Source organism: Pararhodobacter sp. SW119, assembly GCF_017811755.1.
GTDB lineage: Bacteria > Pseudomonadota > Alphaproteobacteria > Rhodobacterales > Rhodobacteraceae > Pararhodobacter.
This window is the reverse complement of record NZ_JADDJF010000012.1, coordinates 18,541-36,721: the sequence shown is the minus strand read 5'-3', so window position 1 is coordinate 36,721 and position 18,181 is coordinate 18,541. Positions and strand designations below refer to the sequence as shown.

Here is an 18,181-nt window from a genome sequence, read left to right as displayed (position 1 = left end):
CCTACGCGAGGTTGTGGAGTTGTCGGAATGCAGGCCGTTGAAATCTATACCACGCCGCTTTGCGGCTATTGCCATGCCGCCAAGCGACTGCTGCGCGAAAAGGGTGTCGCCTTTTCCGAGATCGACCTGGCGACCGAACCGACCCGCCGGGCGGAGATGGTCGGTCGCGCCGGTGGTCGGCGCACTGTGCCGCAAATCTTCGTGGGCGAGACGCATGTCGGCGGCTGTGACGAGCTTTATGCGCTGGACCGCGCCGGCGGGTTGGATCCGCTGCTGAACGGCGGCTGAGCGATGCGCGCGGGACTGCTGCAGATCACATCGAGCGATGATCCGCAGGCGAACCTGCCGATGATCCGCGACGCGGTACGCAGGGCCGTCGCTGGCGGCGCCGGTTTTGTGCTGACGCCAGAGGTGACGAATTGCGTGTCGTCGAGCCGGACGCATCAGGCGCAGGTCCTGAGCCTGGAGGAAGACGATCCGACCCTTGCGATGCTGCGCGAGGAGGCGGCGCGCGCGGGGGTCTGGCTGCTTGTCGGATCGCTGGTGCTGAAGACGCGCGACCCGGATGGCCGCTTCGCGAACCGGTCGTTCCTGATTTCGCCGGGCGGCGACATTGTGGCGCGCTACGACAAGATCCACATGTTCGATGTCGAGGTTTCGGAGACCGAGACCTATCGCGAGTCGGCCGGGATCCGTCCGGGGGACCGGGCGGTTCTGGCGGCGACGCCTTTCGCGGCGGTGGGGATGACGGTCTGCTACGATATCCGGTTTCCGCAGCTTTATCGCGCGCTGGCGCAGGCCGGGGCCGAGGTGCTGACGGTGCCGGCGGCGTTCAGCCCGGTGACCGGCGCGGCGCACTGGGAGGTGCTGCTGCGCGCCCGCGCGATCGAGACGGGGTGCTATGTGCTGGCGCCGGCGCAGACCGGCACGCACCCGGCGTCGGGCGGGCGGGAGCGTCGGACCTGGGGGCATGCGATGGCTGTTGCGCCGTGGGGCGAGGTTCTGGCCGATGCCGGGACCGAGCCGGGGTTGATCCATGTCGATCTGGACCTCGATGCGGTGCGTTCGGCGCGTGCGCGGGTGCCGTCGCTGCGGCACGACCGTCCCTGGGACGCGCCGGGATGAGTTCAGGCGCGACCGAGGACACGCTGGCCGTCGCGCTTTTCGCCGAGTTGTTCATGGCCGACCAACTGGCGCGCGCGCGGCTGTCCAAGGTGCTGCCGAGGGGGATGGAGTTGTCGCATTTCACCGTGCTCAACCACCTTGCCCGGCTGCAGGAGGAGCGCACGCCGGCGCAGCTGGCGCGGGCCTTTCACGTCACCCGCGGCGCGATGAGCAACACGCTGGCCAAGCTGCAATGGGCGGGGCATGTGCATATCCGCCCCGACTGGGAAGATGCGCGGCGCAAGTTCGTGTCGATCAGCCCCTCGGGTAAGGCGGCGCGGGATGCGGCGCTGCACGCCATCGCGCCGATCATCGTGGAACTGGCGCGCAAGCTGGGCCGCGACCGGGTGCGGGCGGTGATCCCGGTGCTGCGCGAGTTGCGGGCGATGTTGGAGGCGCGCAGCATCGAGTGAAAAGGCCGTCGCCGGGGGCGATCCGGCCAGGCTGCTCAAGCTTGAGCAATCGCGAAAGTCTTTGATAAAGAACGACAACGGTTTTTTTGTTTATCGGATTTTAACCCTCCCGGCCGCGAACGTGCCGCGCTCCTGGCAACCGAACTCAGGCCGCGATGGTGCGGCCGGTGGGGATCAGTCGGCCAGCGCCTTGGCCAGTGCGCGGGCGACGCGCGGTACGCTTTCTTCGGTCAGGCCGGCGACGTTGAGCCGCCCGCCGCCGACGACGTAAACGCCGAATTCCTCGCGCAGGCGGGCGATCTGCGCCTCGCTGCCGCCGAGGACCGAGAACATGCCCTGCTGCGCGGCAAGCTGGCCGAAACGGTCGGAGCCGGTTTCCCGCCGCAGCGCGTTGGCCAGCGACCGGCGCAGCCCGGCGATGCGGTTGCGCATCTCTTCCAGTTCTTCCAGCCAATCCGCCTTCATCGCCGGGTCGTCCAGGATGGTGGTGACGACACGCGCGCCGTGGTCGGGCGGGAAGCTGATCGAGGCGCGGTTGAGACCGGCCAGCGTGGCCTGCACCGCCGTGCGTTCCTTTGCGTCGCAGACGACCAGCGCGATGCCGGCGCGGTCCCGGTAGAGGCCGAAGTTCTTGGCCGCGGAGGCCGCGATCAGGACCCGCGGCACACGCTCGGCCAGGAGGCGCAGGCCCGCGGCGTCGGCCTCGACCCCGGCGCCGAAGCCCTGATAGGCGATGTCGACGAAGGGGGTCAGGTCGCGCTCGGTCAGGAAATCGGCCATCGCCGACCAGTCCTGCGCGGTGAAATCGGCGCCGGTGGGGTTGTGGCAACAGCCGTGCAGCAGGACGACATCGCCGGGCTTCGCCGCCTGAAGGTCTTCCATCATGCCGGCGTGGTCCAGCGCGCCTTCGGCGGCGTCGTAATAGCGATAGCCCTTCTGCGCCACACCCACGACCTTGGCCAGAAGCGTGTGGTTGGGCCAGGTCGGCTGCGAGATCCAGACCGTGGCGTCGGGCCGGGCGGTGCGGATCAGTTCCATCACCAGCCGCACCGCGCCGGTGCCGCCGGTCGTGGCGGCGGCGGCGATCTGGTCGTCTGCGACCGTATCGCCCAGCAGCAGCGCTGCCATCGCGGCGTGATAGGCGGGATCGCCGGCGAGGGCGGTGTAGGTCTTGGTGTCCTGGGTCTTCAGCAGATGCGCCTCGGCGGCTTTCACGGCGCGCATCACCGGCGTGTTGCCGCTGTCGTCGCGGTAGACGCCGACGCCGAGGTCCACCTTGTCTGCGCGCGGGTCGTCGCGGAACATCTGCATCACCTGCAGGATCGCGTCGGGGGCTGGGGTCTTGAGCGACTGGAACATGGAGACTCCTTTCACAGCAGCGGCTGTTGGAAGACGTGATCGCGTTGCAGAACGCGGGAATGCACCTCGGTCCGGACCGGCGCGAAGCCGAAGCGCTGATACTGGATCAGGGCCCGGGGGTGATCGAGCGTGCAGGTGTTGACGGTCATCTTCGCGACCCCCTCGCGGGCCCAGCCGGAGAGGATGGCGCTTTGCAGAAGCCAACTGCCGAGGCCGCGGCCCACCACCTCGGGCACGAGGCCGAAATAGGCGAGGTCGCAGATCCCTTTGGTGCGCCAGTCGAGCAGGAAGAAACCCTGCGGCCAGCCCTGCCCCATCAGCGTGAAGAGCGCGACATCGGGGTCGGCCAGCCACGCCTCCAGTTCCTCGGTCGGGGCGTTGTGCAGGTCGGTCCAGGCATGGTCGCGCCCGACCGAGTCGTAGAGCGAGAGCAGATACCAGCGCGGCGGCGCCTCGGCGCGCAGAAGCAGGGCCTCGCGGCCGACGGGCAGCTTCGGCCAGTCGAACCGCGGCCGCGCCGCCATCTCGAGCCATGTGACGCGGTAATCGACCCGCTCGCCGGCGCGGTGGGCAGGCATGGTTCAGCCCTTTCCGATGGGCAGGTCCGGATACATGCCCCATTCGGTCCAGGACCCGTCGTAGAGCGAATGTTTCGGGTGGCCAAGACGCTCCAGCGCCAGGCTCAGGATCGCCGCGGTGACGCCGGAGCCGCAACTGGTGATCACCGGGCGGTCGAGGTCGACGCCGGCCTGGTCGAAGGCTGCGCGCAGGCCGTCCGCATCCTTCATCGTGCCGTCGGCGTCGAAAAGCTGGCCGAAGGGCAGGTTGAGCGAATTCGGGATGTGCCCGGCGCGCAGGCCGGCGCGCGGTTCCTCGGCGTCGCCGCGGAAGCGGTCGGCGGAACGGGCGTCGACGATCTGCCAGTCGCCCAGCTTGGACGCGGCGGCGACCTGCGCGACGTCGCGCACCAGATGCGCCTGGCGCTGGACGGTGATGTGGCGGTCGCGCACGACGGGGGGCATATCCTCGAGCGGGCGCCCCTCGGCCTTCCACTTGGGCAGGCCGCCGTCGAGGACGGCGACATCGGTCTTGCCCATCAGCCGGAAGGTCCACCAGACGCGCGCGGCCGAAAAGATGCCCATGCCGTCGTAGACCACGACCTGATGCCCATCGCCGACGCCCATCGCGCGCATCCGGCTGATGAACTTCTCGGGCGGGGGGGCCATGTGCGGCAGGTCCGAGCGGTGGTCCGAGACCTCGTCGATGTCGAAGAAGCGCGCGCCGGGGATGTGGCCTTCGGCGTATTCGGCGCGGGCGTCGCGGCCCATCTGCGGCAGGTAGTAGGAACCGTCGAGGATGCGCAGATCAGGGTCGGACAGATGCGCGGCGAGCCAGTCGGTCGAGACAAGCGTACGGGGATCGTCGGCGGCCATGGGCTGTTCCTTCATCGCGGGCGGGGCGGCATCTGACCACTGGTAACGGCCGGGGGGCGCACAGGCAAGTGCGGGCTTTTCCCCGCCCCGGCGGCAAGCTAGGAAAGGCCATGCGCCGCAGCCTGACCCAGATCTACGATGCCCGCGTCGCCGAGGGGGCGTACCGCGCCGATGCCGCGCAGCGGGCGGTGCTGCCGATCCTGGAGGCGTTTCGCGCCCGGCTGGAGGCGCCGCCGCCGAAGAAGCGGCTGCTGTCGGGGCTTTTCGGCAAGTCCGAGCCGGCGGGGCCGATGGGCCTTTATCTCTGGGGCGGGGTCGGGCGCGGCAAGTCGATGCTGATGGACCTATTTGCCGCGGCGGTGGATATCCCCGACAAGCGGCGCGTGCATTTCCACGGCTTCATGCAGGAGGTCCATGCCGGCATGCACGCCGCCCGCAAGCGCGGGGTGGAGGACGCGCTGGAGCCGGTGGCGCAGGCGGTGATCGCAAGGGTGCGGCTGCTGGCCTTCGACGAGATGCAGATCACCGACATCACCGATGCGATGATCGTCGGCCGGCTGTTCGAGAAGCTGTTCGCAGCGGGGGTGATCGTGATCGCCACGTCGAACCGCCCGCCCGAGGATCTGTACAAGCACGGGCTGAACCGGGCGCTGTTCGTGCCGTTCATCGAGTTGCTGCGCGCGCGGATGCAGGTGATGGAGCTGGAAAGCGAGACCGACTACCGCCAGCACCGGCTGGAGGGGGCGCAGGTCTATTTCCATCCCGCCGACGCGACGGCGCGCGACGCGATCGATACGTTGTGGCAGGAGCTGACCGGCGCCGACCCGGGCGCGCCGCTGGTGCTGACGGTGCAGGGCCGGACGGTGGAGCTGCCGCGCCATCACAACGGCGTCGCCCGCGCGGATTTCTGGGAGTTGTGCGGCCGTCCGCTGGGCCCTGCCGACTACCTGGAGATCGCGCGCAACCTGCGGCTGCTGATTCTGGAGCACATCCCGCGGCTTTCGGCAGCAAACTACAACGAGGCCAAGCGGTTCGTCACGCTGATCGACACGCTCTACGAGGCGCGGGTGCGGCTGATCGCCAGCGCCGCGGATGCGCCCGAGGAACTTTATCTGGAAGGTGCGGGCGCGTTCGAGTTCGAGCGCACGGCCAGCCGCTTGCGCGAGATGCAGGCGGCCGACTGGGGGAGCGATCGCAAGGCGGACTGACGCGGCAGACGCGAGGCGTGGGGTTCGGAGAGGGTGCGGAAAAAGCGATGGGGGGCTCCGACCGCCCGGAACCCCCCACCTTCCCACGCGCCCTTCGCACCACACGTGTAACAGGAATTGGTCCGGACCGTCCTGGCCCACTCAGCGACATTGCCAGAAGCGGAGGCCCTCGGCAAATGGCAAATTCCTGCGATTTTAAGCAATTGCGGTGGGTCTGCCGCGGACCCACCGTTTTCAGCCGTAGGCCGCTTCCTTGCCGAAATGGCGGAGCCGATAGTAGACCACCGCGCGATACTTGTTGCGCTCGGACCGACCAAAGGTTTCCACCACCATGTCGATGGCGGCGTCGGGTTCCTGCCCGTCCGGCAGACCCAGCTTGCCCATCCGGTAGTTCTTCTTCACCGTTTCCAGTTCGGTCTTCTGCGACGCGGCGACGGTATTGTCGTCGGCGTCGTGGATCGATGGCCCGCAGCCCGCCGGGCAAGTCTGGCGGGCCGGTCCCGTGATCGCAAGAGCGCGGTCAGAACCGCTCGGCGCGCAGGATATGGGTGTCGGTCACGCTGACCACGCCGATATGGTCGTTCAGGACCGGAAACAGCGCTTCGAGCAGCGCATCGAGCCGGTCGGGTGCGATCAGGCAGATCACCGCGATCATGCCGGTGCCGCGCCCGACCGTCCCCTCGCGCGTCCAGCGGCCCGACCGGCCCGATCCACCGAGGACCGGCAGGATGGTGAATCCGGTCACCCCGGCCTCCTCCAGCGCGCGGGTGACCTGCTTTTCCATCACCCCCTCGATGATGACCTCCACACGCCTGGCATCATGCATCTGCATCGTTCAGCCTCCGGTCAGCGACTGGGCGAGCGCCATGTAAAGCGGAATGCCCAGTGTCAGGTTGAAGGGAAAGGTAATCCCCAGCGCCAGCGTCAGGTAGAGCGCCGGGTTGGCCCTGGGCAGCGCCACGCGCATCGCCGCGGGCACCGCGATATAGCTGGCCGAGGCCGAGAGCGTCATCATCACCGCGACGCCGCCAGCCGCCAGTCCCAGCGCCAGACCGGCAGCCAGCCCGAAGGCTGCGCCGACCAACGGCATGACCAGCCCGAAGGCCACCACGCCCGGCGTCACCACGCGGCCCGCGGCGCGCAACTCCCGCCCCGCGACGATGCCCATGTCCAGAAGGAACAGGCAGAGCACCCCTTTGAACGGCGCCTCGATGAAGGGCGCGATCTCGGCCATGCCGCGCTCGCCGGTGATCCAGCCGATGGCGAAGGCACCCAAGAGCAGCACGATGGAGCCGTTGAGCAATATCTCGCGCCAGAGGTCGCCGTCCACCTTGCCGCCGGCGCCGCCGCGCGTCGCCAGCCACAGCGCCGAAACGATGGCGGGCGCCTCCATCGCCGCGGCGACGGCAACCATGTAGCCTTCGTAGGCGATGCCGCTGGCAGTCAGCAGCGAGGTCGCGGCGACGAAGGTCACGATCGAGATCGATCCGTAATGCCCGGCGACCGCCGCCGCATCGGTGACCGAGACCCCGCGCGCCAGCGCGCGCAGCAGCGCGAAGGCGACGAAGGGCAAGAGGAAGGACAGCACGACGCCCGCCACCACCGCCAGGCCCAGGCTCAGATCCGCGCCGTGCTGCGCCACGCTGGCGCCGCCCTTGAAGCCGATGGCGAAGAGAAGATAGAGCGACATCCCCTTGGCGATGGCCTCGGGGAAGGTCAGGTCGGAGCGCGCCAGCGACGCCCCCAGCCCGAGGACGAAGAAAAGGATCACCGGCGACAGCAGGTTCTGCCCGGCAAGCGTGAGAATCTGCTCCATGCGCCCTCCCTGAACCGCTCACCCGATAGCGCCCGCGCGCCGTCTGGTCCAGAGGCCCGCCGCTTCATCTGTCCGGAAATATCCCGGGGGGAGTCGCGCGTCGCGCGACCGGGGGGCAGCGCCCCCCGTCAGGCCTAGAGCCGGCGCAGCAGTTCCGGCGTTGGCCAGCCGTCGGCGGGCAGGCCCAGCTGCGCCTGCGTGTCCTGCACCGCGGCACGGGTGTTGGCGCCGAGGATGCCGGTCGTCCCGCCGGTGTCGAGCCCCCGCGCCTGCAGCCGGCGCTGCAACTCGCGCATCTGGTCGCGGTCCAGCCCCGGCTGCGGATTGCCCGCGTCATAGACCGGCGCCCCGTCGAGGCGGGTGGCGAAATAGGCCGCGGTCACGACATAGGTGAAGCTCTGGTTCCATTCGAAGAGCACGCGGAAGTTCGGGAAGACCATGAAGGCCGGCCCGCGATGCCCCTGCGGCAGGATGACCGAGGCGCGCATGGACCCGCCGGGCAGGCTGCCGTGACGCGGCTGCACGCCCAGCCGCTGCCAGTCGGCGACCGTCATCTGCGTCCGAAGCCCGGTGCGGGTCAGGTCCAGCCCCTGCGGGATGCGCACCTCATGCAGCCAGGGCTCACCCGCGCGCCAGCCGTGGTGGCGCAGAAGTGCGGCGCCCGACAGGACGGCATCGGGGAGCGAGCGGCGCAGGTCGATCCGCCCGTCGCCGTCGCCATCGACCGCAAGGCGCAGGATGTCGGAGGGCAGCATCTGCACCATGCCGATCTCGCCCGCCCAAGCGCCGGTGGTGGTGGCGGGGTCGAGCATGCCGCGCCGAAAAAGCTCGACCATGGCGAGGACCTGCGGCCGGAAAAGCTCGGGCCGGCGGCAGTCATGGGCGAGCGTCACCAGCGCGTTGGCGGTGTTGAAATCGCCCTGGAAGCTGCCGTAGTCGGTTTCGAACGCGAGGAAGGCCAGCAGCATCGACGGCGCCACGCCATAGTCGCGCCGCGCCCGGTCGAAGAGCGCCGCCTGTTGCTGGCGCATCCGCTGGCCGCGGGTCAGGCGGTCCTGGCTGATCAGCTGGCGCGAGAAGTCGATGAAGGGGCGGGTGAAGAAACCCTGGCTGCGGTCGCGCTGCAGCACCGCGGGGTCCTGACGCACGGAGCGGAAGAAGCGGTCGACGACCTCGCGCGGCTGGCCCTGGGCGACGGCTTCGGACTTCAGCCCCTCGACGAAGGTGGCGAAGGGGCCGCCGCAGCCTTGCGCGGCGGCGGGCAGGGGGGTCACCGCCAGCACGGCGGCAAGAAGGAACTGGCGCATGGAACCTCTCGGAATGTTTTCGGAAGGCTAGCAAGCCCCGCCGCGGGTTCCAAGCGTCGTCTGGGGCTGGTGTGCGCACCGAGTGGGCTGTCCGGCGAGCCCGGAAGTGGCGCTGCGCAAATTTGCGCAATTCGCCAAGCTTATGAAATACAATGATAAACGTTTTTCCCGAAAGCTTTGGTTAACCTTGGGTCCGACCGGAAAGCGGGTGCCGCGACGTCCCGGTTCCCAAGGGGACCGGGGCGCCCTGCCGGCGGGTCTCGGCCGTCTCAGCCGCGTCCGTGCGGTTCGTCAAAATCCAGCACCGGCCCGATGGGCACGATCCGGTGGGGATTTATCGTCTCGTGGCTGTAGTGGTAGTGGCGCGTGATGTGGTCCATCTGGACCGTCCCCGCCACGCCCGGGTGCTGGTAGAGCTCCCGCGTGTAGGCCCAGAGGTTGGGGTAGTCGACGATGCGCCGGCGGTTGCACTTGAAGTGCCCGTGATAGACCGCGTCGAAACGGAAAAGCGTGGTGACCAGCCGCCAGTCGGCCTCGGTCAGGCGGTCGCCCATCAGATAGCGGTTGTGGGCCAGGTGCCCCTCCAGCCAGTCGAGCGAGTCGAAGAGCGGGCCGACTGCGGCGTCATAGGCTTTCTGCGTCGTGGCGAAGCCCGACTTGTAGACGCCGTTGTTGACCGTGTCGTAGATGCGTTCGTTGATCGGCTCGATCGCGTCGCGCAGGTCTTCGGGCCAGTAGTCGTCGGTGTTGCCGGTGATTTCGTCGAAGGCCGAGTTCAGCATGCGGATGATCTCGGCACTTTCGTTTGAGACGATAGTTCCGCGCTGCTTGTCCCACAGGACCGGCACGGTGACCCGGCCCGAAACCTCGGGGTCGGCGCGGGTGTAGACCTGGTACATGAACTTGGCCCCGTGCAGCGTGTCGCCGGTGGCGCCGGGGAAATCGGTGCGGAACTCCCAGCCGTTGTCCAGCATGTCGGGGTGGACGACCGAGACGTCGATATGATCTTCGAGCCCCTTCAGGGCGCGGAAGATCAGCGTGCGGTGCGCCCAGGGGCAGGCGTAGGAGACGTAGAGGTGGTAGCGTCCGCTTTCCGCCTTGAAGCCCCCCTCGCCCGACGGGCCGGGGCTGCCGTCCGCCGTCACCCAGTTGCGAAAGCGCGAGGTGTCGCGCTTGAACGCGCCGCCGGTGGCGCGCGTGTCATACCATTCCGAGGACCATTCCCCGTCGATCAGCTTGCCCATGTGGAACTCCTTTGTGCTTCCCTCAAGATCGTGCGGGCTTCCGGGGTTTCAACCGACAGGTGCGCGCACGCGCTGTGCGCGCCCGAACAGCGCGAAAAATCGCAGGCGTCATAAAAGGATAACTTGTTTTCTACAGGGTTTCCGGCATGATCAGGGAAGCTGCCGGGGGGCACGTCATGCTGGAACATCTGCCGGAAGACATCCGGCGCGGACTCGATGTCGCGCGCCTGCGAAACGAGCGCAAGAGCCGCCGGCTTTGCGTCCATCTGAACGACGCGGTCTTTCCGATCCGGCGGTTGTGGGACGACGGCTTCGCCATTGATGCGGCGCGCGCGCCGAAGCTCCGCGGACTGATCGATATCTACGACGGCCCGCGACACCTGTTGCACGCCTTGGTCATCGCGTCCGAGCTTGAGGACGACGAGATGCGCTACGAGTTCAAGCAGGCCACCGAAGTCAGCTACCAACCGGCGCGCGACTATGTCGAGGAGGTGCCGGCGCCTTCGGGTTTCCTGTCGTTCCTGCCGCGCCTGATCTGACAGCCGCGCTTCAGTAGAGGTCGAGGCGGGGCGGGTTCGCCGCCCAATAGGCGCGCGCCGCCAGAAGCAGCCTGGCGGTCGGATCGTCCAGACCGGAAGCGGCAAGGCCGTACGCCTCGGCCTGGCGCGTCAGGGCATTGCGCGTGGCCGGCCCGACCGCGCCGTCGACCGCGATCGATTCGCCCAGGACCACCAGCAGCATCTGCGTGGCGCGATCCTTGGCGCGGGTATCGATGCGTCCCAGTTGTTCGCGGGCGCGATCGACCGCGTCGGAATTCGGCATTTCGACAACCTTGGCGGCGCGCAGGGCGGCGTCGGCGGGGCTGCGGTCGGCCAGCCGGCCGGTCAGGATGATCTCGGCGGCGTTGGTGCCGGAGGTCCCGTCGCCGCGTTCCATGCCGACGTCGTACCAGCGCAGCGCCTCGGCCAGGTCCTGCTCGCCCAGCTGGCCGCGCACATACATGCGACCCAGGTCCGCCGGCGCGCGCGGGTGCCCGCCCTCGGCGGCGCGGACCAGATAGTCGCGGGCGCGGGTGAAGTCGGGGTCGTTGCCGTCGAGGCCGAGAAGGGCGACGAGGCCGAGGTTGTGGTGGCCGTAGATGTCGTTGCGCTCGCTCGAGACGGTGAGGTAGGCCATGCCGCGCGCTGGCTGGTAGATGCCCGAGTCGCGCACCATGAAGTTGTAGCCCAACTCGTTCATCGAGAACGTGTGCCCCATCTCGGCGGCGCGATCGAGAAGTTCGAAACCCCGCTCGCGCTCGGCCTCGGTGGACGCTTCGCGGAAAAGCTGCTTGCCCAGTTCGTGCATGGCGAAGGGGTCGCCGGCGGCGATGCCCCGTTCGAGAAGCGCGCGCGCACGTTCGGGATCGGCGGGGATGTTGAAGACCGTGCGATCGACCTGCGGGGCGGTCAGCAGGATGGCGAGTTCGGTATAGGCGCGGATGTGGCCGGCTTCGGCGGCGGTGCTGAAGCTGCGGTAGGCGCCTTCGAAATCGCGATCGGCAAGTTGCGCGCGGCCGTACTGGAAGAGGAAGCGCGCGGTTTCCGGCGCGGCGGCGACGGCGGCGCCGCAGGCCTCGAGCGCCACGGCGGGATCGATCTCGTTCGGCCAGCGGTAGTAGCCGACCCCCTGCAGGTCGAGCGCGTCGCCGGCCTCGAGGTCGCAGGGGTCAACCTCGAGCTCGAGGTTGACGGTCACGGTCTGCGCGCTGTCGCCGGTGTCCAGACGCATGCGAAAGCTGTCGGAGACGCTGAAATCGGCGTCGCCGACCGCGTGGATCTCGCGCAGGGCGGGACGGAAGGTCAGCGCGCCGCCGCGCAAATGCACGGCATCGCTGAGACCGACGGGGACCAGGTTGCGGGTGGCGCGCCCGGCGTCGGCCAGTTCGGCCAGTTCGATCCGGCCGCGGGTGGGCGCGGTGACGATCTCGGCCCCGTCGATCGACCGGCCGAGCACGGCGGCAACGGCGTCGCCCAGCGGCACGCGGCGGTCGAAGCGCAGATCGACGGTGAGCGAGTCGGGCAGGGCGGCGAGTTGCGTTTCGGGTTCGGGCGCGACCTGCGGCGTTGACGCGACTTCGTCGGCGGGGGTTTCATCGACCGTCGGGGCCTCGGCGAGGGTGTCTTGCGGGGGCTCGGGGCGCACCGCGGCCATGGGAATTTCGGCTGCGGGCGCGTCATCCTCGGCCGGCATGCGCTGCAGCACGAAGGGTCGCACCAGGGTCGAGCTTTCCCAGGGCACCTGGAAGCCGTCGGTCACGGAATAGACCCGTTCGCGCACCTGCGAGAGGACGCTGGTCAGGTTGTCGCGCGGGCTTTCGCGCACGGCGCCGATCAGCGCATGGGTGTAGGGGCTGTGACCGCCGGCTTCGCCGTCCAGGGCCAGCGCCCCGGGCGAGGCCGAGAAGGCGACGAGCGAGTTGATCGGCGTACGCATGACCTGGAAGCCGTCGCGTGCCTCGTAGAAGCTGGCGTCGAGGCCTGCGGCCAGCATGTGGTCGGGCAGCGGATTCTCGCGGCAGGCGTCGATGATCGCGGCATGCGCCGATGACCGGGCCGAGAGCGCCTCGATCACCCGGTCGAGCGTGATCGAGTATTTCGGAAGATCGTAAACATCGTCGAACCGGGCGTCGACCGGCAGCAGGTAGTTGCGCTGGCCGATCTGGACGCCATGGCCGGCGAAGAAGAAGAGGACCTCGTCGCCTTCATCGACGTTGAGGAGCGCGGTGCGTAGCAGATCCTCGAATTCCTCTCGGTCGAGGTCGTAGCCGTCGTGCACGCGAAAGCCGAAGTCGCGCAGCATTTGCGCCACGGCGCGCGCATCGGCGACGGGGTTGGCCAGCGCCTCCACCGCCTCGTAGCGTTCGTTGCCGACGACCAGGGCGATGCCGCCGCCCGACAGCGATTGCGCCGCGGCGGGACCGGCCGCCAACGCCAGGACGACCGCGACGGTCGACACGACATGTCGGAGGGGACCCGCTGCTTCGCCGCGCGACCCTTGCTTTTCCGGATAGGTCGCCAGTTCCGACATGGCCTTACCAGCCGCCGCCACCACCGCCGAGTTCAGGCTCGTAGTCGAGTATCGGCGCAGTTGCGGGTTGCGTCGTCGGGGCCGGTATCGTGGCGGCCGGCGCGCGACGAGGTGCGGAAGTCGTCTGCTGCGTCGGGGCGCGACGCGGGGCCTGGGTGGAAGCGGTCTGTTGCGCTGGCGCGGCCTGCGTTCGCGTCTCGGCGCTTTGCATCGTGTGTTGGCACCCCACCAGCGTGAAGGCCGACAGAAGACCGATCGCAAGAGAAAATCGCATGCCGCCTCTCCCTGAAAGTATTTATCGAATGACGCTTAATTACCAGAACCGCGCGCATCGCGCAACAAAACACTCGCGAACACATGCGGGTCAGAGGCGCGCCGGGCGCGGATCTTCGCCGCCCGAAAGCGCGCGGGCCGCTGAAAAAGCGACGAGAATCTTTCCGGCCCTCACACGCACGGGTTGACAAATCTCCATGAGTTGTCATCAATTTATCATGTCATCGTGGCGAACTTTTGTGTATCCTAGTGGCCTGCGGCGTGTATTCTCGCGCCGGCAATAGACGCAAGGCCGACTCGGTTATTGCGCGCGCATCGGGAGGACGGAATGGACCTTGAGGCGCTTCTCGCCCCGCGCGAGGGCAATCCTCCGAGCGGAGAGAACCTCGAATACGAGGATGTCTTCGTCGCGATGGAGATTGCCGCGCGCCCGGTCGAGGAACGTCAGGCCGGCGACGAAATCCTGGAAGGGGCGGATCCGGACTACGGCGATCTGCGCATCAAGGCGCTTGCGGTCATGGCGCAAAGCCACGATCTGCGCGCCGGTGTGGCGCTGTCCGGGGCGCTGCTGTTCACCGAGGGTCTGACCGGTTTCGCCCAAGGCACGGCCTATGTCCGCGGCTGCCTGGAACGCCACTGGGAAAGCTGTCACCCGCAACTCGATGCCGAGGACGACGACGACCCGACGATGCGCATCAATTCGCTGCAGTCGCTGGCCGAGCCGGGGCGCATCCTGCGCGGACTGCGGACGGCGCCGCTGAGCGACAGCCGGGCGTTCGGCAAGGTGACGCTGCGCGACATCCAGATCGCCACCGGCCAGATCGCCCTGCCCGAGGGCGAAAGCCCGTTCTTCGACAATGCCTCGATCGCCGCCGCCTTCCGGGATACTGACAGCGACAGCCTGACGGAAACGCTTGCCGGGGCGCGCGCCGCGAAGGAGAACCTGCAGGCGATCGACGGAATCTTCAACGAACGCACGCCGGGCCAAGGGCCGCAACTGAGCGAGCCGATCCGCCTGCTGCAGCAGATCGAGCAGCATCTGGCGGCCGCGGCGGGCGTCGAGGTCGCCGGGGCGGACGAGGCCGGGGCGGAGGATGCGCCGGGCGGCGGCGCAGCACCAGTGCGCGGCGCGCCCGGTTCCATCGCCTCGACCGCGGATGTGCGCAGCGCGATGGATGCGATCATCGCCTACTACCAGAAGAACGAACCCTCCAGCCCCGTGCCGATGCTGGTCGAGCGGGCGAAGCGGCTTGTCGGCGCCGATTTCATGGTCATCGTCAAGGAGCTTGCTCCGCAGGGCGTCGACAATGTCCGATTGGTAGGGGGGATTCCCGATGAAGATTACTGACCGCCGGCCTGACAGGTTCACGATGCCAACCTTCCCCCTTTTCACCGACCCTAGGAGTGATCGATGAGCAGTTCGCAGAAATTCATCGCGCGCAATCGCGCGCCACGCGTACAGATCGAATACGACGTCGAGGTCTACGGCGCCGAGAAGAAGGTGCAGTTGCCCTTCGTCATGGGGGTGATGGCCGATCTTTCGGGCCAGTCCGAAGTGGCCTTGCCGTCGGTCAACGACCGCAAGTTCCTGGAGATCGACGTCGACAACTTCGGCTCGCGCATGGCGGCGATCAAGCCGCGGGCGGTGTTCACGGTGCCGAACACGCTGACCGGCGAAGGCAACATGGCCGTCGACATCACCTTCGAGAGCATGGACGATTTCACCCCCGGGGCGATCGCCCGCAAGGTCGAGCCGCTGCGCGAGTTGCTGGAAGCGCGCACCCAGCTGTCCAACCTGATGACCTACATGGACGGCAAGAGCGGGGCGGAGGATCTGCTGTCGCGCGCGATGCAGGACCCGGCGCTGCTGAAGTCGCTGGCCGCGGCGCCGGCGCCGAAGGATGACGAAGAAGCGGCGAAGGAGTGAGCGAAATGAGCGACACCACCTCTCAGCAGGGCGCGGCCGCCCAGGGCGAAGCCCTCGAGGCCGATGATTTCTCCGCGCTGCTGAACAAGGAATTCAGGCCGAAGTCGGATCAGGCGCGCAGCGCCGTGGAAAGCGCGGTGCGGACGCTGGCCGAACAGGCGCTGGCCAACACCGCGCTGATTTCCGACGACGTGCTGCAATCGCTGGAATCGATCATCGCGCAGATCGACCGGAAGCTGACCGAACAGGTCAACGCGATCCTGCACGCCGAGGAGTTCCAGAAGCTCGAAAGCGCCTGGCGCGGGCTGCACTACCTTGTGAACAACTCCGAAACCGACGAGATGCTGAAGATCCGGGTGTTCAACGTCTCCAAGAAGGACCTGCACAAGACGCTGCGCAAGTTCAAGGGGACCGCCTGGGACCAGTCGCCGATCTTCAAGAAACTCTACGAGGAAGAGTTCGGCCAGTTCGGTGGCGAGCCCTATGGCTGTCTGGTCGGCGATTATCATTTTGACCACAGCCCGCAGGACGTGGAACTGCTGGGCGAGATGGCCAAGGTGGCCGCGGCGGCGCATGCGCCCTTCATCACCGGCGCCAACCCGTCGCTGATGCAGTTCGACAGCTGGCAGGAACTGACCAACCCGCGGGATCTGACCAAGATCACCGGGACGCCGGAATACGCGGCGTGGAACAGCCTGCGCCAGAGCGAGGACAGCAAGTACATCGGCCTGGCGATGCCGCGTTTCCTGGGCCGCATGCCCTATGGCGCCAAGTCCGACCCGGTCGAGGAATTCGCCTTCGAGGAGCATGTCGGCAATGCCGAATCCGAGAACTTCTCGTGGGTGAACGCGGCCTACGGGATGGCGGTCAATATCAACCGGTCGTTCAAGGAATACGGCTGGTGCTCGCGCATCCGGGGGGTCGAATCGGGCGGGACGGTCGCTAACCTGCCGACCCACACCTTCCCGACCGACGACGGCGGGGTGGATATGAAATGTCCCACCGAGATCGCCATCGCCGACCGGCGCGAGGCGGAGCTTGCGAAGGCCGGGCTGATGCCGCTCATCCATCGCAAGAATACCGACATGGCGGCGTTCATCGGTGCCCAGTCGCTGCACAAGCCCGCCGAATACGAGGATCCAGACGCCACCGCGAACGCGAACCTGGCGGCGCGGTTGCCGTACCTCTTCGCGACCTGCCGCTTCGCGCATTACCTGAAGTGCATGGTTCGCGACAAGATCGGCTCGTTCAAGAGCCGCAACGACATGGAGTCCTGGCTCAACAGCTGGATCCTCCAGTACGTCGACCCGAACCCGGCGACATCGAGCGAGGGCGACAAGGCCCGCAAGCCGCTGGCGGACGCCACGGTCGAGGTTTCCGAAGTGGAGGGGAACCCGGGATACTATTCCTCGAAGTTCTTTCTGCGGCCGCACTACCAGCTCGAGGGGCTTTCGGTTTCGCTGCGCCTCGTGTCGAAGCTGCCGAGCGAGAAGGGATAAAGCCAAGGCCTTGCCCCGCGCCCTATTTGGCGTGCGGGACAGGGCGTCGTTTTCGGAACCGGCGGTTACCACCGCCGAGCAACATGAAGGAGATTGGATATGGCCGTCGACATGTTTCTCAAGATCGGTGAGATCAAGGGAGAGTCACGAGATTCCAAGTACAACGGCAAGGAAGGCTGGTTCGACATCCTGGCCTGGTCGTGGGGCGTCAGCAACAGCGGCACCACACATATGGGCAGCGGTTCGGGCGCGGGAAAGGCGAATTTCCAGGACATCTCGGTGACCAAGTACATCGACAAGGGTTCGACCGATCTGATGAAGTCCACCGCCAAGGGAACCCACCACGCCAAGGCGACGCTGATCGTGCGCAAGGCGGGCGACAAGCCGCTCGATTACCTGGTCGTCGAGATGGAAGACGTGATGATCACCTCCTATTCCACCGGCGGTTCCGGCGGCGAGGATCGGCTGACCGAGAACGTCTCGATCAACTTCGACTGGTTCAAGATCAAGTATACCGAGCAGCTGAAGGATGGCGGCGCAGGCGCGACGCCGGACTTCGCCTGGTCGATCGCCAGCCAGGCCGAGAAGAAGGCCTGAGACCGACGAGCGGCCCGCCGACAGGGCGGGCCACTTAATCTTCCACGCGGAACGCGGCGGAGCCCATGGACGCGACCGAACATCTGAAAAGCGGCGACCTGGAAGGGGCGCTGCAGGCGCTTCAGCGCGAGGTGCGCGCAAAGCCGGGCGACCCGCGGCTGCGCGTCTTCCTGTTCCAGTTGCTGTGCGTGCTCGGTGACTGGAAGCGGGCGATCACGCAACTCAAGCTCTGCGCCGAGCTTGACCCCCGGGCGATCCCGATGGCGCAGGCCTATCGCGAGGCGATCGTCTGCGAGATGCAGCGCCAGAAGGTTTTCGCCGGCGAGGCGAGCCCGATGGTGATGGGCGACCCGCAGCAATGGCTGGCGCTGCTGATCCAGGCGCAGGGGCACCTGGCCCGCGGCGAAATCGGCCATGCCGAGACCTTGCGAGGGCAGGCCTTCGACGCGGCGCCGGCAAGCCCCGGTGAAATCGACGGCACCCGGTTCGAGTGGATCTCGGATGCCGACATGCGGCTGGGGCCGGTCCTCGAGGCGGTGATCAACGGGCGGTACTTCTGGGTGCCATTCGGCGCGATCCGCAGCCTGACCCTGGAGCCGCCGGAGGACCTGCGCGACGCGGTCTGGATGCCGGCGCAGATCGAACTGGTCAGCGAAGGCGAGGTCGTGGCGCTGATCCCGACGCGGTATCCCGGCACGGTGCAGGACGGCGCGACAGCCGAGAAACTGGCCCGCGCGACAAGTTGGCGGGACGCGGGCAACGGCCTGTTCACCGGGCTCGGCCAACGGGTTCTGACGACCGACGCGGTCGAGTTGTCGCTGATGGACGTGCGGCGCATCACGTTGGATCCCGTGCCGATCGGGACGGGATAG

19 protein-coding genes and 1 pseudogene are annotated in these 18,181 nt (G+C 67.7%); 10 read left to right on the top strand and 10 right to left on the bottom strand.

Annotated elements, in window-relative coordinates:
* The first annotated feature begins 27 nt into the window (after positions 1-27).
* The 3 genes from grxC to IM708_RS09375 are packed head-to-tail and all read left to right on the top strand — an operon-like array spanning position 28 to position 1,577.
* Complete coding sequence (gene grxC / locus IM708_RS09385; RefSeq protein WP_209426261.1) at positions 28-288, top strand: glutaredoxin 3; 261 nt, start codon at positions 28-30, stop codon at positions 286-288.
* Between the two features lie 3 nt (positions 289-291).
* Positions 292-1,125 (top strand): carbon-nitrogen hydrolase family protein, encoded by an 834-nt coding sequence (locus IM708_RS09380; protein ID WP_209426260.1) that lies wholly within the window; start codon positions 292-294, stop codon positions 1,123-1,125.
* Positions 1,122-1,577 (top strand): MarR family transcriptional regulator, encoded by a 456-nt coding sequence (locus tag IM708_RS09375; protein ID WP_209426259.1) that lies wholly within the window; start codon positions 1,122-1,124, stop codon positions 1,575-1,577. The genes IM708_RS09380 and IM708_RS09375 overlap by 4 nt, the downstream gene beginning before the upstream one ends.
* A gap of 174 nt (positions 1,578-1,751) precedes the next feature.
* On the opposite strand, the gene IM708_RS09370 is transcribed toward IM708_RS09375, so the two are convergent.
* The 3 genes from IM708_RS09370 to sseA are packed head-to-tail and all read right to left on the bottom strand — an operon-like array spanning position 1,752 to position 4,369.
* Positions 1,752-2,936: an amino acid aminotransferase gene (locus IM708_RS09370; RefSeq protein ID WP_209426258.1), complete on the bottom strand. Its 1,185-nt coding sequence runs from the start codon at positions 2,934-2,936 to the stop codon at positions 1,752-1,754.
* 11 nt (positions 2,937-2,947) lie between these two features.
* Positions 2,948-3,514 carry a GNAT family N-acetyltransferase gene (locus tag IM708_RS09365; RefSeq protein ID WP_209426257.1) on the bottom strand — a complete coding sequence of 189 codons (567 nt, stop codon included), beginning with the start codon at positions 3,512-3,514 and terminating at the stop codon, positions 2,948-2,950.
* 3 nt (positions 3,515-3,517) lie between these two features.
* Complete coding sequence (gene sseA, locus IM708_RS09360; RefSeq protein ID WP_209426256.1) at positions 3,518-4,369, bottom strand: 3-mercaptopyruvate sulfurtransferase; 852 nt, start codon at positions 4,367-4,369, stop codon at positions 3,518-3,520.
* 110 nt (positions 4,370-4,479) lie between these two features.
* Between sseA and zapE the strand changes: the two genes are divergently transcribed.
* On the top strand, positions 4,480-5,577 hold the full coding sequence (zapE, locus tag IM708_RS09355) for a cell division protein ZapE (protein ID WP_209426255.1): 1,098 nt from the start codon (positions 4,480-4,482) through the stop codon (positions 5,575-5,577).
* 234 nt (positions 5,578-5,811) lie between these two features.
* Here the strand turns inward: zapE and IM708_RS09350 are convergent.
* The 5 genes and pseudogenes from IM708_RS09350 to IM708_RS09330 form a co-directional block, all read right to left on the bottom strand.
* Positions 5,812-6,051: pseudogene (locus tag IM708_RS09350) on the bottom strand (DUF2853 family protein); the annotation flags it as partial.
* Positions 6,052-6,097: 46 nt separating this feature from the next.
* Positions 6,098-6,409, bottom strand: coding sequence for a transcriptional regulator (locus IM708_RS09345; RefSeq protein ID WP_209426254.1), 312 nt, complete (start codon positions 6,407-6,409; stop codon positions 6,098-6,100).
* Between the two features lie 3 nt (positions 6,410-6,412).
* The gene (locus IM708_RS09340) at positions 6,413-7,393 is read right to left on the bottom strand and encodes a sodium-dependent bicarbonate transport family permease (RefSeq protein ID WP_209426253.1); all 981 of its coding nucleotides are present in this window, start codon (positions 7,391-7,393) and stop codon (positions 6,413-6,415) included.
* A gap of 134 nt (positions 7,394-7,527) precedes the next feature.
* A complete protein-coding gene (locus tag IM708_RS09335) occupies positions 7,528-8,700 on the bottom strand; it encodes a lytic murein transglycosylase (protein WP_209426252.1) in 1,173 nt (390 codons plus the stop codon).
* A 269-nt stretch (positions 8,701-8,969) separates the two neighbouring features.
* Positions 8,970-9,944 (bottom strand): glutathione S-transferase family protein, encoded by a 975-nt coding sequence (locus IM708_RS09330; RefSeq protein ID WP_209426251.1) that lies wholly within the window; start codon positions 9,942-9,944, stop codon positions 8,970-8,972.
* Positions 9,945-10,090: 146 nt separating this feature from the next.
* Between IM708_RS09330 and IM708_RS09325 the strand changes: the two genes are divergently transcribed.
* Positions 10,091-10,483 carry a hypothetical protein gene (locus tag IM708_RS09325; protein ID WP_245243098.1) on the top strand — a complete coding sequence of 131 codons (393 nt, stop codon included), beginning with the start codon at positions 10,091-10,093 and terminating at the stop codon, positions 10,481-10,483.
* Between the two features lie 10 nt (positions 10,484-10,493).
* On the opposite strand, the gene IM708_RS09320 is transcribed toward IM708_RS09325, so the two are convergent.
* Together IM708_RS09320 and IM708_RS09315 are read right to left on the bottom strand one after the other, a co-directional pair.
* Positions 10,494-13,013: a caspase family protein gene (locus IM708_RS09320; RefSeq protein WP_209426250.1), complete on the bottom strand. Its 2,520-nt coding sequence runs from the start codon at positions 13,011-13,013 to the stop codon at positions 10,494-10,496.
* 4 nt (positions 13,014-13,017) lie between these two features.
* Positions 13,018-13,287 (bottom strand): hypothetical protein, encoded by a 270-nt coding sequence (locus tag IM708_RS09315; RefSeq protein WP_209426249.1) that lies wholly within the window; start codon positions 13,285-13,287, stop codon positions 13,018-13,020.
* A 327-nt stretch (positions 13,288-13,614) separates the two neighbouring features.
* Between IM708_RS09315 and tssA the strand changes: the two genes are divergently transcribed.
* The 5 genes from tssA (at position 13,615) to IM708_RS09290 (ending at position 18,181) form a co-directional block, all read left to right on the top strand.
* Positions 13,615-14,634, top strand: coding sequence for a type VI secretion system protein TssA (gene tssA, locus IM708_RS09310; RefSeq protein ID WP_209426248.1), 1,020 nt, complete (start codon positions 13,615-13,617; stop codon positions 14,632-14,634).
* 63 nt (positions 14,635-14,697) lie between these two features.
* A complete protein-coding gene (tssB, locus tag IM708_RS09305) occupies positions 14,698-15,213 on the top strand; it encodes a type VI secretion system contractile sheath small subunit (protein ID WP_209426247.1) in 516 nt (171 codons plus the stop codon).
* 5 nt (positions 15,214-15,218) lie between these two features.
* Positions 15,219-16,712, top strand: a complete 1,494-nt coding sequence (gene tssC / locus IM708_RS09300; RefSeq protein ID WP_209426246.1) for a type VI secretion system contractile sheath large subunit — start codon at positions 15,219-15,221, stop codon at positions 16,710-16,712.
* A 99-nt stretch (positions 16,713-16,811) separates the two neighbouring features.
* Positions 16,812-17,309, top strand: coding sequence for a type VI secretion system tube protein Hcp (locus IM708_RS09295; protein ID WP_209426245.1), 498 nt, complete (start codon positions 16,812-16,814; stop codon positions 17,307-17,309).
* Between the two features lie 65 nt (positions 17,310-17,374).
* Positions 17,375-18,181, top strand: a complete 807-nt coding sequence (locus IM708_RS09290; RefSeq protein ID WP_209426244.1) for a type VI secretion system accessory protein TagJ — start codon at positions 17,375-17,377, stop codon at positions 18,179-18,181.

Bases quoted from the DNA above. Each gene is read 5' to 3' on its own strand.
- grxC (WP_209426261.1), top strand. From the start codon at position 28: ATGCAGGCCGTTGAAATCTATACCACGCCGCTTTGCGGCTATTGCCAT.
- IM708_RS09380 (WP_209426260.1), top strand. From the start codon at position 292: ATGCGCGCGGGACTGCTGCAGATCACATCGAGCGATGATCCGCAGGCG.
- IM708_RS09375 (WP_209426259.1), top strand. From the start codon at position 1,122: ATGAGTTCAGGCGCGACCGAGGACACGCTGGCCGTCGCGCTTTTCGCC.
- IM708_RS09370 (WP_209426258.1), bottom strand. From the start codon at position 2,936: ATGTTCCAGTCGCTCAAGACCCCAGCCCCCGACGCGATCCTGCAGGTG.
- IM708_RS09365 (WP_209426257.1), bottom strand. From the start codon at position 3,514: ATGCCTGCCCACCGCGCCGGCGAGCGGGTCGATTACCGCGTCACATGG.
- sseA (WP_209426256.1), bottom strand. From the start codon at position 4,369: ATGGCCGCCGACGATCCCCGTACGCTTGTCTCGACCGACTGGCTCGCC.
- zapE (WP_209426255.1), top strand. From the start codon at position 4,480: ATGCGCCGCAGCCTGACCCAGATCTACGATGCCCGCGTCGCCGAGGGG.
- IM708_RS09345 (WP_209426254.1), bottom strand. From the start codon at position 6,409: ATGCAGATGCATGATGCCAGGCGTGTGGAGGTCATCATCGAGGGGGTG.
- IM708_RS09340 (WP_209426253.1), bottom strand. From the start codon at position 7,393: ATGGAGCAGATTCTCACGCTTGCCGGGCAGAACCTGCTGTCGCCGGTG.
- IM708_RS09335 (WP_209426252.1), bottom strand. From the start codon at position 8,700: ATGCGCCAGTTCCTTCTTGCCGCCGTGCTGGCGGTGACCCCCCTGCCC.
- IM708_RS09330 (WP_209426251.1), bottom strand. From the start codon at position 9,944: ATGGGCAAGCTGATCGACGGGGAATGGTCCTCGGAATGGTATGACACG.
- IM708_RS09325 (WP_245243098.1), top strand. From the start codon at position 10,091: ATGATCAGGGAAGCTGCCGGGGGGCACGTCATGCTGGAACATCTGCCG.
- IM708_RS09320 (WP_209426250.1), bottom strand. From the start codon at position 13,013: ATGTCGGAACTGGCGACCTATCCGGAAAAGCAAGGGTCGCGCGGCGAA.
- IM708_RS09315 (WP_209426249.1), bottom strand. From the start codon at position 13,287: ATGCGATTTTCTCTTGCGATCGGTCTTCTGTCGGCCTTCACGCTGGTG.
- tssA (WP_209426248.1), top strand. From the start codon at position 13,615: ATGGACCTTGAGGCGCTTCTCGCCCCGCGCGAGGGCAATCCTCCGAGC.
- tssB (WP_209426247.1), top strand. From the start codon at position 14,698: ATGAGCAGTTCGCAGAAATTCATCGCGCGCAATCGCGCGCCACGCGTA.
- tssC (WP_209426246.1), top strand. From the start codon at position 15,219: ATGAGCGACACCACCTCTCAGCAGGGCGCGGCCGCCCAGGGCGAAGCC.
- IM708_RS09295 (WP_209426245.1), top strand. From the start codon at position 16,812: ATGGCCGTCGACATGTTTCTCAAGATCGGTGAGATCAAGGGAGAGTCA.
- IM708_RS09290 (WP_209426244.1), top strand. From the start codon at position 17,375: ATGGACGCGACCGAACATCTGAAAAGCGGCGACCTGGAAGGGGCGCTG.